The sequence below is a fragment of the Streptacidiphilus sp. MAP5-3 genome (genome assembly GCF_041262505.1).
Taxonomy (GTDB): domain Bacteria; phylum Actinomycetota; class Actinomycetes; order Streptomycetales; family Streptomycetaceae; genus Streptacidiphilus.
Genome location: NZ_JBGCCL010000009.1, coordinates 84,626 through 100,774 on the forward strand (window position 1 = coordinate 84,626; position 16,149 = coordinate 100,774).

The following is a 16,149-nucleotide window of genomic DNA, read 5'->3' on the forward strand; positions in this document are numbered from 1 at the left end:
AGGGGTGGACTGTCCGCATCCGCGTGATGGCGCCCTCCCACGAGAGCGTCACGAAGGATGTCCCGATGCGCGCCGTAGGCACCGTCCTCCTCCTCGTCGTCCTGGCCACCGCCGTGGCGACGGGCGCGAAACGGTGGCGCATCCCCGCTCCGTCGCTGCTGGTCCTGGTGGGGCTGGGCATCGCACTGATCCCCGGGGCCCCGGCGCTGCACATCGCGCCGCAGACGATCGGGCTGGTCGTCCTCCCGCCGCTGCTCTACGCCTCCGCCGAGGAGCTGTCGGTGCGCGACCTGCGCACCGTGTGGAAGCCGGTGATCGTCCTCGCCTTCGGGCTGGTGCTCGCGTCCGCCGCCGTCATCGGACTCCTCGGCGCATGGCTGACGCCGCTGAGCGGCGCCATGGCCTTCGTGCTCGGCACCGTGCTGGCGAGCACCGACCCGGTCGCGGTGACCGCGCTCGGGCGGCGGCTGGCGCTGCCGGGGCGGGTCCAGGTGCTGGTGCAGGGCGAGAGCCTGTTCAACGACGCCACCTCGCTGGTGATGTTCAAGGTCGCCGTGGCCGTCGCGGTCTCCTCCAGCGCGGTCAGCTGGACGCGTGCCGGTGGCGAGTTCTTCCTGCTCGCGGGTGGCGGCAGCCTGGTCGGCGCCGTCGTCGCGGGCGTCGTGGCGCTGATCCGGCGGCAGACCACCGACCCCGTCCTGGAGACGGTGATCGCGCTGGTCACCCCATACGCCGCCTACGTGCTGGCGGAAGGGCTGCACACCTCCGGCGTCACCTGCGTGGTGGTCGCCGGGGTGCTGCTCGGCCGCTCCAGCCACCGGCTGACCGACGCCCGGATACGGCTGCAGCTCCAGGCCGTCTACGGGGTGGTCGTGTTCCTGCTGGAGAGCGTCGTCTTCGCGATCGTCGGACTCGAACTGCCCACCCTGGTGCGCGACCTGCCCGCCGGGACCGGCGCCTGGCCGTTGCAGGCGCTGGCCATCGCCGCGGCGCTGATCGTGCTGCGGCTGGCGTGGATGGTCCCGCTGTCCGCCGCGCTCAAGCCCACCACCGGCCGTCCGTCCTGGCGGCTCGCCGCCGTCGCCTCCTGGGCCGGGACCCGTGGCGTGATGCCGCTCGCCGCCGCCCTGTCGATCCCGCTCGTCGCCGCCAACGGGAGCCCACTGCCGGGACGGGCGTTGGTGCTGACACTGACCACCGCCGTCGTCATCTTCACCCTGGTCGTCCAGGGGCTCTCGCTCGCGGGCGTCGTCAACCGCTCCGGGCTGGCGCTGGAGCCCGAGCACACCGCACGCGAGGAGTCCCGCACCCGGCTCGCGCTGACCCGTGCCGGGTTGGTGCACCTGGACGAGATCGCCGAGCTGGAGGCCGTCCCCGAGGTCGCCCTCGACCGGGTGCGCCGCCGCCTGGACGCACAGCTCGACCACAACACCGACGCGGACGAGAACGGTGCCTCCGACGGCCAGACCACCCTCGTCGCCTACCGCGACCTGCGCCGCGACGTCATCGCGATCCAGAGCACCGAGCTGCGCCGCCTCTACGAGGACCACCAGATCAGCGACACCACCCGCCGCCACCTCCAGCACGAACTGGACCTGGAGGAGACCGCGCTCGGCCGGAACTGACCCCCGGGCGCTACCGTCGAGAGGGGGCGCACGCGACCTGGGAGCGGGCATGGACGAGCTGGCCGGAGGGCCGGAGACTGCTGTGGCACCGGAGGCTGCGACTCCGGACGCTGCGGGACTTTCGGGTGCGGGACCGGAGACGGACGCCTGGGTGGTGAACCGACCCGGTCCGATGGCGACCGGACCGCTGGTGCGCACCCGTCGGCGCGTGCCCGCGCCCGGCCCCGGCGAACTGCTGATCCGGGTGGACGTGTGCGGGGTCTGCCGCACCGATCTGCACCTCGCCGAGGGCGATCTCCCGCCGCGCCGCCCGCAGACCACGCCCGGGCACGAGGCAGTCGGACGCGTCCTCGCACTCGGGCCGGAGGCGAGGACCGCGGGCTTTGCCGAGGGGGACCGCGTCGGCGTCGCCTGGCTGGCGGGCACCTGCGGCCGGTGTGCGTACTGCACGGCCGGGCGGGAGAACCTCTGTCCGGCGTCGACCTACACCGGCTGGGACCGCGACGGCGGCTTCGCCCGGCACCTGGTGGCCGACGCCCGCTACGTCTACGCCCTCCCGGAGGGACGGCTGAGCGACGCCGAACTCGCCCCGCTGCTCTGCGCGGGGATCATCGGCTACCGGGCCCTGGAGCGGGCCGAACTGCCGCCCGGCGGACGGCTCGGCATCTACGGCTTCGGCGCGTCCGCCCACCTCACCGCGCAGCTCGCGCTCGCCCGGGGAGCGACCGTCCACGTGCTGACCCGGTCCGAACAGGCCCGCAGACTCGCCCTGGACCTGGGCGCGACCTCCGCCCGCGACGCCTACGCCGCCCCGCCGGAGCCGTTGGACGCGGCGCTCCTGTTCGCGCCGGTCGGCGACCTGGTCCCGGTTGCGCTGGCGGCCCTGGACCGGGGCGGCACGCTGGCCGTGGCGGGGATCCACCTGACCGACATCCCGGTGCTGAACTACGAGCGGCACTTGTTCCAGGAGCGCACGCTGCGCAGCGTCACCGCGAACACCCGTGCTGACGGCCGCGCGTTCCTCGCCGAGGTCGCCGACCTGCCGTCGCCGCTGCGGGTGCAGGTCGTCCGCTACCCGTTCGAGGCCGCCGACCGGGCGCTGGCGGACGTTGCCGCTGACCGGGTCACCGGCGTGGCCGTGCTCGGCATCGGCGGCGCGTGACAACCTGCGTGGTCACCTGTGGTGTCGGTGGTGCGCGTCCGGCTTGCGCAGCGTCACCACGAGCCATGTCGCCCACCCGACGGGCTGCAGCAGCCAGAAGCTGACGCCCCGGTAGAGCAGCGTCGCCGCAAGCGCCTGGTCCGCGCGCAGGCCGTAGAGGACGAGCAGCCCCGACAGCGAAGCCTCCGCGATACCGAGGTTGCCCGGCGTCACCCGGAGGCTGCCGAGGAACTGCGTCAGCGTGTACGCCATCAGCAGCCCGCGCCACGGGACCTCGATGCCCAGCGCCGCCATGCAGACGACCAGGACGGCGGCGTCGCAGACCCAGTTGAGCAGCGCCCAGAGCAGTGGCCGGGTCCAGCCGCGCAGGGTCGGATGGAGCGACAGCGCCTGGGTCGCCACGGTGCCGACGGAGTCCTGGAGCCGGGCGACCCGTGGCCGCCCCCGACCGATCCGGTGCCAGGCCCGGCTGCTGACACCCCGAACCTGCGCGGAGCGCGACAGCGCCAGCACGGCGAGCAGCAGCGCCGCGCACGAGGCGGCCGCGATCAGCACGCTTTCCCGCAGCCCGGGAGCCCGACCCGACGGCGAGGCCACCAGCGCACCGACGGTCAGCAGCAGGCTCAGCGCGGTGATGCTCATCGCCCCGGCCGCGGCGAGCGAGGCGCCGACGACGGTCAGGGCGACGCCACGCCGCCCGAACTGCCGCATGGCCCAGCCGAGTGCGAAGACCCCTCCGGCGGGCATGGCCCCGGCCACGGCGTTGGCTGACACGACGATGCCGGTGACGCTGCCCAGGCCGATCTCGGCCCCGCCGGCGCGCAGCAGCCACAGTTCGAGGGCCGCGAGCGCGACGATCGAGGCCGCCTCCAGACCGATCGCCACACCGAGGAGGTCGAGGTCGACCCGCGCGACGAGGTGCGCCGCTGCGCGCACCTCACTCCGGTGTGTGGCCGCCAGCACGGCGGCGGTGGCCGCGACGAGGACGACGGTGATCCACCACAGGTAACGACGCCACCTCGGGCGGGGCACGTCGGGTGAGCCGGGCGTGCGAGGTGGGTCCGGCGGCGCGGCGGAGCCTCCGGACACCCCGGAATTCCCGGAGACCCCGGGATTCCCGGACGGCTCGGACACCCCGGACGGCTCGGACGCCTCGGACACCGGTCTCACCCCAACGCTCGGACGGTCCGCACCAGCGGTCGCTGACGGGATCAGTCCGGCGGGGGCAGTGCCGACCGGTACGCGGTGCGGCAGGTCTCACAGCGCTGGCCGGGCAGCTCCTCCAGATCGGCGATCCGGCCGCTCTCGGCGTTCGGGGCCAGGTGGTACCCGCACAGGCCAGCCTCCTCGTCGGCCCTCACCACGTGCCACATGTGCACGCGTCGGCCTCCGCCCGGGGTCGGACGGTGTTCGGCTCTGAGCTCGTACTGCATCACGGCAGGCTCCCGACTTCAGGGCGGCCCCGCTTCCGATGCTAGAACCCGCGTCGCGCGCGTGCAGAACGTCAGCCTGGAAGGTCCAGCGGATTGCCGGGTTGCCAGACGAGCTGTGGGCCGTGCGCGCGCCGGGTTCGGCTGAGCAGGTCGGCGATCTGGTCGTGCAAGGAGTCGCGGACGCTCCGTGGCGTGTCGGGCGGGAAGTAGACGGCCAGGGTGAGACCGTCGGCGGCCTCGGTGCCGCTGCCGTCCCGCAGCAGCGCCACGAGATCGTCTTCCGAGCAGACAGCGGCGTATCCGGTGACCCGGCGCGCGCTCCTGACTTCGATGAGGGGGGTGTGGATGTCCTGCACGTAGGTGAGAGTACGCTGGTCCGCTTGTGTTTGTCTGCGTACATGCAATTTTTCAGAGCCATCTCTGATCATTTATGACCGCTCGCGACACCCAATGTCCGGTTCCACGACACGACCTGATGATTTGTCTGTTGACTAGCGACATCGAAGATTTGTGGAAAGTGTTGTCGGAGTGACGCGGCGACATCGAGCCGGGAGGCGAGCGGGAGTGGTGAGTGCGGTGGACACCTTCGACGTGGTGGTGCTGGGGGCGGGCCCGACCGGGGAGAACCTCGCGGAGCGGGCCAGGGCCGCCGGGCTCAGCGTGGCGGTCGTCGAGCGCGAGCTGGTCGGCGGCGAGTGCAGCTACTGGGCCTGCATGCCCAGCAAGGCGCTGCTGCGCCCCGCCGCCGCGCTGGCCGACGCCCGTCGGCTGGCCGGCACCCGGGAGGCGGTGACCGGGAGCCTCGACGCGGGCGCGGTGTTGAAGCGGCGCGACGACTTCGCGTCGCACTGGCACGACGACGGTCAGGTGTCCTGGCTCGACTCCGTCGACGTCGACCTCGTGCGCGGGCACGGGCGGTTGGCCGGAGAGCGCCGCGTCGTCGTGGAGACCGAGGACGGGACGGAGCGGGTGCTGACGGCGCGTCATGCCGTCGCGGTCTGCACGGGAACGAGCGCGGTGTTGCCGGCCCTGCCCGGCATCGAGAAGGTCGGCGTCTGGACCAGCCGTGAGGCGACCAGCGCGGACTCGGTGCCCGAGCGCCTAGCCGTCGTCGGCGGCGGAGTCGTGGCCGTGGAGATGGCCACCGCCTGGGCCGCGCTCGGCAGCCGGGTGACACTGCTGGTGCGCGGCGCTGCGCTGCTGACGCGCACGGAGCCGTTCGCGGGGGAGCAGGTGGCGGAGGGACTCAAGGCGGCCGGCGTCGACGTCCGCTTCGGCGTCTCGGTGAGCGGCGTCTCCCGCAGGCCGGGCGGCGAGGTCGTGCTGGACCTCGGCGGAGGTGACGGCGAGGGCGATGACGATGGCGAGGGAAAGCTGACGGCAGATCAGGTGCTGTTCGCGACCGGTCGCAAGCCCGCCACCGCCGATCTGGGGCTGGAGACCGTCGGGCTGGAACCGGGCGATTGGATCCGCGTCGACGAAACGGGCTTGGCCGTGGACGTTCCGGGCGCGTGGCTCTACGCCGCCGGGGACGTCAACCACCGTGCGCTGCTCACCCATCAGGGCAAGTACCAGGGCCGCATCTTCGGCGCGGCCATCGCCGACCGCGCGGCGGGCCGGGAGCTGGACACCGGGGAGTGGGGCCGCAGCGCGGCCACCGCCGACCTTCTGGCGGTCCCGCAGGTGGTCTTCACCGACCCCGAGGTCGCCTCGGTCGGCCGCACGCTCGCCGAGGCCGAGGAGCAGGGCCTGCGGGTGCGCGCCGTGGATTACGAGATCGGCAAGGTGGCGGGCGCCTCGCTCTACGCCGACGGCTACCGGGGCCGAGCCAGGGCCGTCGTCGACCTCGACCGGGCGGTCCTGGTCGGCGTGACCTTCGTCGGCCCGGGCGTGGCCGAGCTGCTGCACTCGGCCACCGTCGCCGTCGTCGGCGAGGTCCCGATCGCGCGTCTGTGGCACGCGGTCCCGGCCTACCCGACGATCAGCGAGGTGTGGCTGCGCCTGCTGGAGACCTATCGCGGCTGAGCCCGGCCGCCGATGCCGAGCCTTCAGCCGTCTCTCGGTGCTGGCCGGGCGGCGCTCCAACGACGCCGCGCGAACGCGCGCGGCACGCCGCTGGCGGCGTGAATGCGGTGGCCGGGGCGCTCGTCTGCACACGCTGGACCGTATGAGAGCCAAGCGCATCATGGCCAACCTGCGGGTGGCGGACATCGAGTCGGCGAAGAGCTTCTACGCCGACTACCTCGGCCTGAGCACCGAGGAGTTCAACATGGGCTGGGTGGCCCGCTTCACCTCGCCCGACGGGAGGGCCAGTATCCAGCTCGTCACCCAGGACGCGACCGCGCCCGAGGTGCCCGTCGTCTCCATCCACACGGACGACGTCGGGGCGGCGTACGCGGAAGCGCAGGCGCGGGGCTACGAGATCGTGAAGCCGCTCGCCACGGAGGCGTGGGGCGTCCACCGGTTCCTCGTCCGGGCTCCGGACGGGAACGTCGTCAACATCGTCCACCACGCGGACTGAGCAGCACAGGCCCTAGCGTCGGCCGGTGGCGAAGGCCAGCAGCGGGGCGAGGCGGCCAGGGTTGAAGCGGCCGAAGCGGGCGCGGCGTTGGACGCTTGCGCGGTCCAGTTCGTCCATCAGGCGGCGGGAGCGGTGTTCGGGGTCGAGCTCGTCCAGGATGCGGTCGACCTCCGCGAGCAGCGCGCCGTGGAGTTGCCAGGCCAGCGGGTGCTCCTGGACCTGACGCAGCAACAGGTAGGCGACGTGCTCGCGGCTGGCCCAGGCGGCGTCGAGCTCGGCGGCCAGTCGCAGTTCGGCGTCCTCCGCGTCGCGGCTGACCTGGGTGGTGACCAGGACCCCGAAGCTGACCAGCGCGCCGCCCAGGTGGCCCAGCAGGTCCTGGAGCCGGGCGGCGATCTCGGCGGGGAAGAGAGGCTCGTCCGGGCGGCGGCGTTTGGCCAGGTCGGTGAGGGTCCGGGCGATGACGCGGACCACGACGATGCAGATCTCCAGCGTGTCCAGGCCGGTGCGCAGCATCAGCCGGGCGAGCAGGCCCTCGCTGATGCGGGGGTTGAGCCGCAGGCTGTCCTCGGCCTGGCGCAGGGCGGCGTCGACCTCGGCGATGTACTGGTCCAGGCGGCGGGCCTCGTGCAGGCGTTCGGCGGCGCGCTCGACCGGGATGGGGGCGTCCAGCTCCTCGCTCAGGGCCAGCAGCAGCTGCCGGACCCGACGGGCCAGGTCCTCGATCGACTCGCTGGCGGGCTCCACCAGCACGGGCGGCGCGAGAAAAAGGTTGAAGGCCAGCCCGACACCCGCGCCGATCAGCGTCTCCAGCACCCGGTCCCACGCCTGCGAGGCCAGCTGCGTGACGCCCAGGACCAGCATGCCGCTGATGGCGACCTCGTTGACGAACTCGTCCACCCGGATGAGATGCCCGAGGACCAGCGCGGCCAGGATGATCAGACCGAGACTCCACCAGGACAGGCCGACGACCGCGCTGAAGCCGATGGCCAGCAGCACGCCCGCGACGACGGACACCACCCGTCGCACGCCCGTCGTCAGCGTCGAGTAGAGCGTGACCTGGACGACCAGCAGCGTCGTCAGCGGCGCGGTGAGCGGCGCGGGCTGGTTGCTGAGCCGCTCGGCGACGGCGTAGGAGAGCGTCGCCGCGAGCGTCGCGCGCAGGGTCTGCGCCACGAGCGGATCCCGGCGCGCCCTGGTCACGGCGGCGCGGACCGGGGCGCCTGGCCCCGGTCTGTCCAGGCGCTCCGGGGGCTCCAGGTCCGGGCGCTCCGGGCCGTCCGGGCTCAGTACTCGCCCTTGATGACGAAGAAGGAGCCGCGGATCTCGCCGGCCAGTTTGGACCGCTGGCGGGCGAACTTGAAGCGGGTCGCCAGCTCTTCGGGAACGTCCATGCCCTGGGAGAGCTTGAATCCGACGGCGCGTTTCGCGCCCTGCTCGACGCCGTACATGACGTTGATCGCCAGGCCGGACTCGTAGAACACGTAGGCCATCCGCAGCCCGTCCACCTCGAAGGACGTCACCTCGAGCGGGCGCGAGGCGATGACGATGTCGCGCTCGTCGGCCAGGACGCGGTCCACCCAGTCGAGGGTCTCCGGATCCTCGCTCGCGGGGGTCACGGTGAAGACGTGGTCGTACTTGTTCTTGTAGTAACGCGCCTCGTTGGCACGCAGCCCGGCCAGCGCCTCCGCGACCGGGGACGACTCCAGGCCGGTGGTGGACACGTTCACGAAGTCGACGGTGTACGGCATGCGCTCTCCCGATGTCGATCTGTCAGGACAACGCTAACGGGCAGGTCTGACACGGCGACGGAGGCTGGGCCATCCGCTGGGTCCGGTACGCGCGACGGTCCCGAGCACGTGCGTAGGCGCGTGGAGCGTCGTGGCGTTCTGCCGCGGTCAGGTGGACGACGGTTTGGCCGGACACGGACCGGCGGAGGCGAGCTCGTCGTCGCCGTCCTCGTTGCTGTCCGCTTCGCTGTCCTCGTCGCTGATCAGCCAGTCGATGATGGAGCGGGGAAGGTGGACGGACCCCGTGCGTTCGGTCCCGTCCTCGTGTTCGAACCTGTTGCTTGCGCTCATACGCCCAGCGTCCGCCCCGACCGGCGTCTTCGGGAGGGGGTGGCGCGGCATTCGCCAGATTCGCCAGGGCGAACCGGGGAGCATCTCAGGACAAATCAGGCGGCTGATGTACGTTCGCGAGCTGGTGACCCGCTTCGAGCCGTAGCCGTGGAAGTCGGCAGCCGTCCGGTGAGGACGGGGCCGAGGAAGGCGACGGCGAGGCTTCCGTTGATCAGTATGAACGTGAGGACATCGAAGTTCTGTTGCCCGACGAGTGACGCCATGAGGTAGGTGAGACCGGGTACTGCCGAGGCGATCAGCGTTACGGCCAGTGGCGGGGTGCGCTGCATGCCGATCTGCAGGACGAACAGCGGAAGGGCCGCGCCGACTACTTCGATCGACGCGATGAACGTCACGCGTGACGCGGTCCAGCCCTCGGCGGGGTGGCCCGCGAAGGCCAGCACCACTGCCGCGAGCAGATAGGTGAGATGGAATCGGTGCGCCGTGACCTGTACCGGGGTGACACCGAGTTGTCCGAGACGGTGCGAGAGGGTCGCGATTCCGGCCGCCGAGCAGCCGGCGATCGCGGCGATACCCACCCCGGCGACAAGCAGTGTCGGGGATTCGCCCCGGCCGGTCGAGACCATGCGCGATCCCACGGACAACGCCAGGGTCAGCGCGACTGCACCGAGGCCGAGTTCGGCCGCGCGGCGGGTGGGCGGAGAGTGACGGATGCGGAAGCAGGCTATGGCAAGCGGACCGACACCGGTCTCGACCGCAGCGGCCAAGGGGGCAGGGACTACGGAGAGAGACCAGTAGAAGCCGAGGAACGTCACGGCGGTGGCCACGTTGAGCGCCACCATCATGCGCAGCCGGAGGCCGCGCAGCGGTACGCGCTCACCGCCCGTGCGCAGCCGGGCCGTTACGCCGAACACCAGGGCCGAGGTGCCGAAGGCGATGAACGAGAGCAGGACGCTCTCCGCTCCGTTGAGATTGCCGGACAGCAGCCCGTTCGACACTGCCTGCAGTGTGACCGCGAAGGCGACGAGCAACGACCCACCCATGAAACGCCCACCATCTATCCGTTTTACCGGTTACCGCTCGGGCCGCGAGTCTGGCACGACAGGCCTCGAACGGACAACCGGTAATCGGGATAGCTGGTGTAATCTCGCCTGGAGTGGGCTCGCTCGGCCACTATCGGGAAAGGAGGCGTCGGGTGCTCGAACCGCCACCGGCCGCGCTGCTGATCGAGGCGTTCGCGAACACGCTCAACCTCGAGTACGGCACCGACGCTCTGGACACGCCCGGTCACACCACCGACTGGCTGCTCACTCAGGGGCTGCTCACGGAGCGCCGCCGCCTGAGTTCCGACGCGCACGAGCAGTATCTCGTGCTGCGCGCCGGCATCCGCGAACAGCTCGGCGCACACGTGGGGGGCAGCCCGGCAGTCGCCCTCGTCGACGCGGCCGACGCAATCCTGCGCACTCTGCCCCTGCACGCAAGCATCCAAGCCGCCCCACTCGCCCCGAGCGCGGAACTATCGCCCTCGCTCCGGCCACTGGCGGCCCTCGCCGTCGCCTGGACACAGATTCGGACGACCGGCGACTCGGTCCGCCTCAAGCGTTGCGCCGAGCATGCATGCGAGCTGGTGTTCTGGGACCTGTCGAAGAACCACAGCCGCAGGTGGTGTTCCATGCGCGTGTGCGGAAACCGGGTCAAAACCCGCTCCTATGCCGCACGCAGAGCCACCGCCTTCGAGGCTCCGGACGGGCCCTAGTTCTTGGCGGCCAGCAATTGCAGCTCCTGGAACTGCCGCTTGTCGTCGGGCTTCGGCTCGCACAGCACCCGGGCGACCTCGCTCACCCCGACGTCGCGCAGCATCCCCGTCAGATGGTCGGGCGACCAGCGGTAGGCCATCACCACCGAGTGGTCGAAGGGCTGCGTCCGGATCGCGGGGTTGTCGGTGGCGTAGCAGCTGATCAGCAACTGGCCGCCGGGGGTGAGGACCCGGGCGAACTCCGCGACCACCGCTGGGAGGTCCTGCGGCGGAGTGTGGATGATCGAGAATCGCGAGAGCACCCCGCCGAGCGCGCCGTCTGCGATGTCGAGCGCTGCCATCGAGCCGACGTCGAACCGCATGTCGGGGTTGGCCTCCCGGGCCAGCCCGATCATCGCGGGCGACGCGTCGACGCCGGAGGCGCGCAGCCCCAACGCCCGCAGATGAGCGGTGACATACCCCGGCCCACACCCCAGATCCGCGACCTCGCCGGCACCGCCGGCGCGCACCGATTCGGCGAACGCGGCGAGCAGCGCCCGCTCCAGCGGCCGGTCGCGCAGGGTGTCGGCGAACTGCTGCGCGTAGCGCGCGGCGACGGCGTCGTAGGCGTCGCGGGTGGCGGGGAGGGACTCCAGCTCGATCATTCGGGGGACGGTATCGGACGCCACTGACATTCCGTGAGCGCCCGGTTCCGGGCAGGTCTAACGCGCGGCATTCCAGGCCTTGTGGACGAACTCCAGGCGGTTGCCGTCGAAGTCGGCGACGTTGGCGGCGTAGTAGCCGGGGGCGAAGTACGTGCGGTCTGCCGGTCGTCCCTCGTCGGTGCCGCCGGCGTTGATCGCGGCGGTGTAGGCGGCGTCCACGGCTTCGTCGGTGTCGCACACAATGCCGAGGTACAGGCCCGTCTCGCCGGGATTGCGTCGGCGCAGCCAGATGCTCGATCCGACGCCGGTGCCGGAGACGTAGGCGTCGTCGCCGAGACCGAAGAGGTCGGGGACGTCGGCGGGGCCGGACGCAGCGTCGTAGTTCCCGAATGCGCGCCAGCCGAGGGGCTTCAGCGCCTCGAGGTAGAAGGCCAGCGACTTCTCGATGTCCGTGACGGAGATGTAGACATGATCGATCATGGCGAGGCGCCCTCCCGCGTTGCGGTGTCCTGTTGCGGTGTTCCTACAGGGGACCGTAGGGGATGCAGCTCGCCGAACGCCCTCGCCGCGACGATGCGTAGCCACCTTGGGCTACCACCCGGCTCGGCGGACGCCCCGCTGCGGGGACGCCCGTCCCGGGGACGCCCCGTCCGGCCCGGAGGCCGGTTCCGGACGAGGCGTCAGCCGACCGGGTGGGTCAGTCGACCGGAACCGTCAGCGGATGAACGAGATCTCCGGGTAGCTCTTGGACGGCCCGTTCATCAGCGGGTTGTTGTTGATGTGCAGGGCCACGTCGAAGTACGCGGCCAGGTAGGTGCGCTCGATCAGGAAGGCCCGGTTCAAGTTGAGCGTGCCGAGATCCTGCTCGATCTGGGCGGGCTTGAGGCCGAACTGGGCACCGGCCTGGCCGAACATGATCGCGTAGTCGCTGAAAGTCAGGTGCTCGGTGCCCGCCAGCTTCAACTCGTAACGCGGTCCCGTCTGGTGCGCCCAGAAGGTCGCCCAGCTGCCGTCCTCCACACGGTCGTGGTACGAGGCGCCGAAGAGGAGGAACGGCCGCTTGAGGTTCTGCGACACCACCGAGCCGTAGAGCTCGCCGTCGAGGTCCGCGCCCGCGACGATCCGCGGGTCGAGCTGCATCGACGTGGCCACGGTCGCGCCGCCGAGCGACCAGCCGAACATGCCGATCCGCGACATGTCGACGTCTCCCGCCAGGCCTGCGGGGAGCGGGGCGTGGTCGACGTCGGGGTCGGTGCCCTTGGCGATCAGGCCCAGTTCGTCGACGACGAACCTGGAGTCGGCCGAGCGGACGGTGAGCGTGTACTTGGAGCTGGCAGCCGTCTCCAACTCCAGCCGGTTGCCCGGGAACTGCACCTCTTCGGCGTCGTGGGTGCTGTCGATCTCGACCACCAGGAAGCCGCGGCTGGCCAGGTCCTCGGCGAGCGTCGTGCCCTGCGAGCGGTCCGAGTGGAAGCCGGTCGAGTAGAGCACCACCGGCAGCTTGCCCAACTTGGTGTCCACCGGCGCGCCCAGGTACCCGGCGGTCGTCGGCAGGCTCACGGTGCCTGGCCTCACGTTCCAGCTCGCAAGGAAGTGGCTTCCTGCCAGGGACTGGAGCCAAGGCGTGAGTTGGTGGCCGGTGGCCGCCACGGTGGGATACCAGAGCTGGACCATCAGCTCGCGCGGCGGGAAGGTCGGGACCCACGGGTCGTAGCGGGTCTTGTCGACCAGGTGCAGGTTGACCGTGCCGACCTGGTACGGGCCGGTCGGGGCCGGGATCACCGGCGTGACCGACCGTACTGCGCTGCTGTGCGGCCCCGCATGGGACTGCGGCAGGCCCGCCGTACCGACCTGTGTGCTGCCGCCGTTGGCGGCGGCCTGCGCCTTGGCGACGGCCGCGTCGTCGACCGGGCCGCTGACGGGACCGCCGGCCGTGTTGGCGAGCGGCGCGTCCGGGACGGCGGTGCCGGGGCCCGCGCCGGTGTGCGGCGTTCCGCTGTGCGGCGTGGCCGCCCCGGCGGGTGCGACGGTGGCACCCAGGACGAGCGCCATGGCGCCGACCGTGCCGGCCGCGCGGGCGGCCAGGCGGCTTCTTCGTATGCGGGAAACTGACATGGGTGGAACCCCCCCTTGCACGTCGGCCGCCTAGACGGACGGCGACCTGAAGCGCCCAAGGTACCGGGTGCTGAGCAGCAAGGAGACCCCGAGGTCGGTCATGACGGTGGCTGCGTGAGGAAACGGGCCGAATGCCTGGTGGGGGCGGGGCGTGAGGGTTGCCCTGAGCGCCCTGGGGCGTGGGTGACGCGCCGTCAGAAATCCTGTGGGCTCGCTGTGCAGTCCGACACCGGAAGCATCGCTTCACGGTGCAAATCGGTCCTTCCGTGGCGCTCGCGGCGGACGTATGTTCTGCTCTGCCCGGAATCGGGCCGCGCACTGCGGGGGGCGCACGGTCGGAGGTGTGGACTCATCCTGCCTTGTCACCGCCGCTGGTTCACGAAACGGACGCTGACAAGAGGAAGAGAAGCTGTGAGGACATCAGCAACGAGAGCCCGCGTCACGAGACTCGCGGTCGGGCTCGTCGCCGCCGCGATCGCCTTAGCCGGCTCGCCGAGCCAGGCCGCGACGGCAGCCGCAGTGGCAACTGCGGGCGGCGGCCATGCCGTTGCGGCGGCGAAGGCACCGACGGCGACCAGAACGACCCGAGCACCATCGGCCGCGTCCCAGGCGACGCAGGCGGGAGTTCACGGCACCTTCCCCACGCCGTCCTGGTGGGAGGGCATGTGTGACAACCGGCGCGCTCAGGGCGAGCACCAGCTGACCTCCTGGGACGGGTTGATCGCCTGCGGTGACTGGATCAACGGTGTCACGGTCGGGACCAAGGCCCAGGTGTCCTTCCCCGGTGGTGGTCCATTGGTCAGCGAGTTCCAATGCGTGGAGCTTGCCACTCGATATGCGCTCCTGGCCTGGGGCATCCCGGTCCAGCCAGTGGTCCATGCCAAGTGGTTCCCTCAGAAGTACAACGGCCTCACCGACAAGAACAGTGGCAAGAAGCTCGTTATGTACGGGTACAACCAGCCCTACACCGCCGCTGAACTGCCCCAGGTGGGCGACGTCATCGCCTCCGGCTACGTCACGGCGCGCAACGGAGATGGCCATGTCGGCATCGTCATTTCGGCGAACTACGACCAGAGCCACTCCGCGAAGCTCACGGTCATGGACGAGAACTACAACCCGACCGGCCTCAATACCATCACCGTCACCAAAGGTGTGGTCCAGCCGTTGCCCGGCATGCAAGGCGTCGACTGGCTCCACGACCCGGCCGGTAACCCCCCGCCGCCGCCTGGAGGGCCGTCGCTGACGGTTCACGGCATCAGCAACGGGCAGTCCCTGACCGGACCGGTCTCGCTCTCCGTCAGCGTGGACAACAACACCAGTGCCGGGACGCAGAACCTGACGCACGAGCACTACTACATCGACAACACCGTGGTCGCCGGAACCGACGGTCCCGGTCAGGGGAGCCTCGCCGGACCACCTTCGGGGTCGAGCGCGCCCGGATACACCTGGAGCCTCGACCCGGTGAAGCACACCGGTAGCAGCGCCAAGGTGGCCTCCTGGCCGATCCCGGCGAACCTGCTGACGCCAGGGACGCACCAGATCACGGCTGACGGGACCAACGCCGCAGGGGTGACCGGTACTTCGGCGCCCATCAGCTTCACCGTGCCGATCGGTCCGAAGCCGTCCACGCTGACGTACACCGGCGCGAAGACCGCCGACTACCACGACGCCTTCACCGCGTCCGCAAGCCTGACCAGCGACGGCAGTCCCGTCGCAGGTGCGCCCGTCTCGTTCGCGCTCGGCAACGGCGGGCCCGGCCAGACGTGTTCGGCGACCACCGACGCCACCGGCTCGGCGAGCTGCCAACTGATGCCAAGTCAGGTGGCAGGCTCCACCACGGTGACCGCCAACTACGCGGGCACCGCGCAGACGCTGCCGAGCCATGCCAGCACTGCGTTCACCATCACCCGCGAGGAGACCACCCTCACCTACACCGGACCGACCCACTTCGCCAACGGCGTCCCGGCGACGCTGTCCGGCGTCCTGCGCGAGGACGGTGCGGCGCCGATCGCCGGTCGCTCAGTGAGCATCGCGATCGGGAGTGGCTCCGCGCAGCAGAGCTGCACCGGCACCACCGACGGATCCGGCACGGTATCCTGCACCGTCCCGACGCTCAACCAGCCGCTGAACGACACCGCGACCCTGCTGGTCACCGCGACGTTCGCCGGTGACGGGTTCTACCTGGCGTCCAGCGGCCCAGCGACGGCCCGGCTGGAGTATTTCACCGGACGGGCGTTCGGTCTGTCCGTGCAGGTCAACGCGCTGCTTCTGTCGTTGCAGATTCCGCCGACGCCGGACACCGGCCCGATCCGCACCGCGCAGGCCGGGAGCGTCGCGCCCTCGTGCACCGCGACGGTCAGCGTCCTGGTGATCAACGCGGCAGCGCTGTGCGCCAACGGGACCACGACCCTGAACCCCGGCACGGAGACGACGACCGCCTCCCTGCAGCAGACCACGATCGGTCTGCCGGGCCTGCCGGTGATCGGACTGGGCGGCGTCACCTCGACGTCGGTCAGCACCTGCACGGGATCACACGGCAGCGCCACGCTGACGCTGACCATCGCGGGCGTGCCGGTCACCGTGCCGACCGCGCCGAACAGCGTGATCGACCTGGCCGGCGGGGCCAAACTGATCATCAACGAGCAACTGCCGACACCCGGCACGGACCCCGGCCTGACCGTCAACGCGGTCCACCTCGTCGCCCTCGGCGGCCTGGCCGACGTGGTGGTCGGATCCAGCACCAGCGGTGCGCACAACTGCACCTGATTACCGAGGATTACCGAGGATACCGAGATACCGGGGTCGGAGGCGC

The 16,149-nt window shown here is 71.1% G+C and carries 16 protein-coding genes; 6 read left to right on the forward strand and 10 right to left on the reverse strand.

The window, feature by feature from the left end; genetic code table 11:
• Positions 1 to 65 precede the first annotated feature (65 nt).
• Positions 66 to 1,625 carry a Na+/H+ antiporter gene (locus tag ABH928_RS16300; protein WP_370066826.1) on the forward strand — a complete coding sequence of 520 codons (1,560 nt, stop codon included), beginning with the start codon at positions 66 to 68 and terminating at the stop codon, positions 1,623 to 1,625.
• A gap of 49 nt (positions 1,626 to 1,674) precedes the next feature.
• Entirely contained in the window at positions 1,675 to 2,787 is a 1,113-nt protein-coding gene (locus ABH928_RS16305) for a zinc-dependent alcohol dehydrogenase family protein (protein WP_370066828.1), read from the forward strand.
• A 12-nt stretch (positions 2,788 to 2,799) separates the two neighbouring features.
• On the opposite strand, the gene ABH928_RS16310 is transcribed toward ABH928_RS16305, so the two are convergent.
• From ABH928_RS16310 to ABH928_RS16320, 3 genes are all read right to left on the reverse strand, one after another.
• Entirely contained in the window at positions 2,800 to 3,876 is a 1,077-nt protein-coding gene (locus ABH928_RS16310) for a YbhN family protein (RefSeq protein WP_370066830.1), read from the reverse strand.
• 122 nt (positions 3,877 to 3,998) lie between these two features.
• Positions 3,999 to 4,220 carry a hypothetical protein gene (locus tag ABH928_RS16315; protein ID WP_370066832.1) on the reverse strand — a complete coding sequence of 74 codons (222 nt, stop codon included), beginning with the start codon at positions 4,218 to 4,220 and terminating at the stop codon, positions 3,999 to 4,001.
• 71 nt (positions 4,221 to 4,291) lie between these two features.
• On the reverse strand, positions 4,292 to 4,576 hold the full coding sequence (locus tag ABH928_RS16320) for a hypothetical protein (protein WP_370066834.1): 285 nt from the start codon (positions 4,574 to 4,576) through the stop codon (positions 4,292 to 4,294).
• A gap of 211 nt (positions 4,577 to 4,787) precedes the next feature.
• Here ABH928_RS16320 and ABH928_RS16325 point away from each other — a divergent pair, with 211 nt between their 5' ends.
• Together ABH928_RS16325 and ABH928_RS16330 are read left to right on the forward strand one after the other, a co-directional pair.
• Positions 4,788 to 6,245, forward strand: a complete 1,458-nt coding sequence (locus tag ABH928_RS16325; RefSeq protein ID WP_370066836.1) for an NAD(P)/FAD-dependent oxidoreductase — start codon at positions 4,788 to 4,790, stop codon at positions 6,243 to 6,245.
• Positions 6,246 to 6,387: 142 nt separating this feature from the next.
• Positions 6,388 to 6,741, forward strand: a complete 354-nt coding sequence (locus ABH928_RS16330) for a VOC family protein (RefSeq protein WP_370066838.1) — start codon at positions 6,388 to 6,390, stop codon at positions 6,739 to 6,741.
• A 12-nt stretch (positions 6,742 to 6,753) separates the two neighbouring features.
• On the opposite strand, the gene ABH928_RS16335 is transcribed toward ABH928_RS16330, so the two are convergent.
• The 4 genes from ABH928_RS16335 to ABH928_RS16350 all read right to left on the reverse strand — a co-directional run bounded on the left by ABH928_RS16335 (position 6,754) and on the right by ABH928_RS16350 (position 9,865).
• A complete protein-coding gene (locus ABH928_RS16335; protein WP_370066840.1) occupies positions 6,754 to 7,917 on the reverse strand; it encodes an aromatic acid exporter family protein in 1,164 nt (387 codons plus the stop codon).
• A gap of 110 nt (positions 7,918 to 8,027) precedes the next feature.
• Entirely contained in the window at positions 8,028 to 8,492 is a 465-nt protein-coding gene (locus ABH928_RS16340) for a phage tail protein (RefSeq protein WP_370066842.1), read from the reverse strand.
• Positions 8,493 to 8,639: 147 nt separating this feature from the next.
• Positions 8,640 to 8,822, reverse strand: coding sequence for a hypothetical protein (locus ABH928_RS16345; RefSeq protein WP_370066844.1), 183 nt, complete (start codon positions 8,820 to 8,822; stop codon positions 8,640 to 8,642).
• Positions 8,823 to 8,917: 95 nt separating this feature from the next.
• Positions 8,918 to 9,865 carry an EamA family transporter gene (locus ABH928_RS16350; protein ID WP_370066846.1) on the reverse strand — a complete coding sequence of 316 codons (948 nt, stop codon included), beginning with the start codon at positions 9,863 to 9,865 and terminating at the stop codon, positions 8,918 to 8,920.
• Positions 9,866 to 10,017: 152 nt separating this feature from the next.
• On the opposite strand from ABH928_RS16350, the gene ABH928_RS16355 reads away from it, so the two are divergent.
• Positions 10,018 to 10,578, forward strand: a complete 561-nt coding sequence (locus tag ABH928_RS16355; protein ID WP_370066848.1) for a CGNR zinc finger domain-containing protein — start codon at positions 10,018 to 10,020, stop codon at positions 10,576 to 10,578.
• Here ABH928_RS16355 and ABH928_RS16360 read toward each other — a convergent pair.
• The 3 genes from ABH928_RS16360 to ABH928_RS16370 all read right to left on the reverse strand — a co-directional run bounded on the left by ABH928_RS16360 (position 10,575) and on the right by ABH928_RS16370 (position 13,274).
• The gene (locus ABH928_RS16360) at positions 10,575 to 11,222 is read right to left on the reverse strand and encodes a class I SAM-dependent methyltransferase (RefSeq protein WP_370066850.1); all 648 of its coding nucleotides are present in this window, start codon (positions 11,220 to 11,222) and stop codon (positions 10,575 to 10,577) included. The genes ABH928_RS16355 and ABH928_RS16360 overlap by 4 nt on opposite strands.
• A gap of 57 nt (positions 11,223 to 11,279) precedes the next feature.
• The gene (locus ABH928_RS16365; protein WP_370066852.1) at positions 11,280 to 11,702 is read right to left on the reverse strand and encodes a VOC family protein; all 423 of its coding nucleotides are present in this window, start codon (positions 11,700 to 11,702) and stop codon (positions 11,280 to 11,282) included.
• Between the two features lie 234 nt (positions 11,703 to 11,936).
• A complete protein-coding gene (locus tag ABH928_RS16370; RefSeq protein ID WP_370066854.1) occupies positions 11,937 to 13,274 on the reverse strand; it encodes an alpha/beta hydrolase family protein in 1,338 nt (445 codons plus the stop codon).
• A 726-nt stretch (positions 13,275 to 14,000) separates the two neighbouring features.
• Between ABH928_RS16370 and ABH928_RS16375 the strand changes: the two genes are divergently transcribed.
• Positions 14,001 to 16,103: a choice-of-anchor P family protein gene (locus tag ABH928_RS16375; protein WP_370066856.1), complete on the forward strand. Its 2,103-nt coding sequence runs from the start codon at positions 14,001 to 14,003 to the stop codon at positions 16,101 to 16,103.
• Positions 16,104 to 16,149 lie beyond the last annotated feature (46 nt).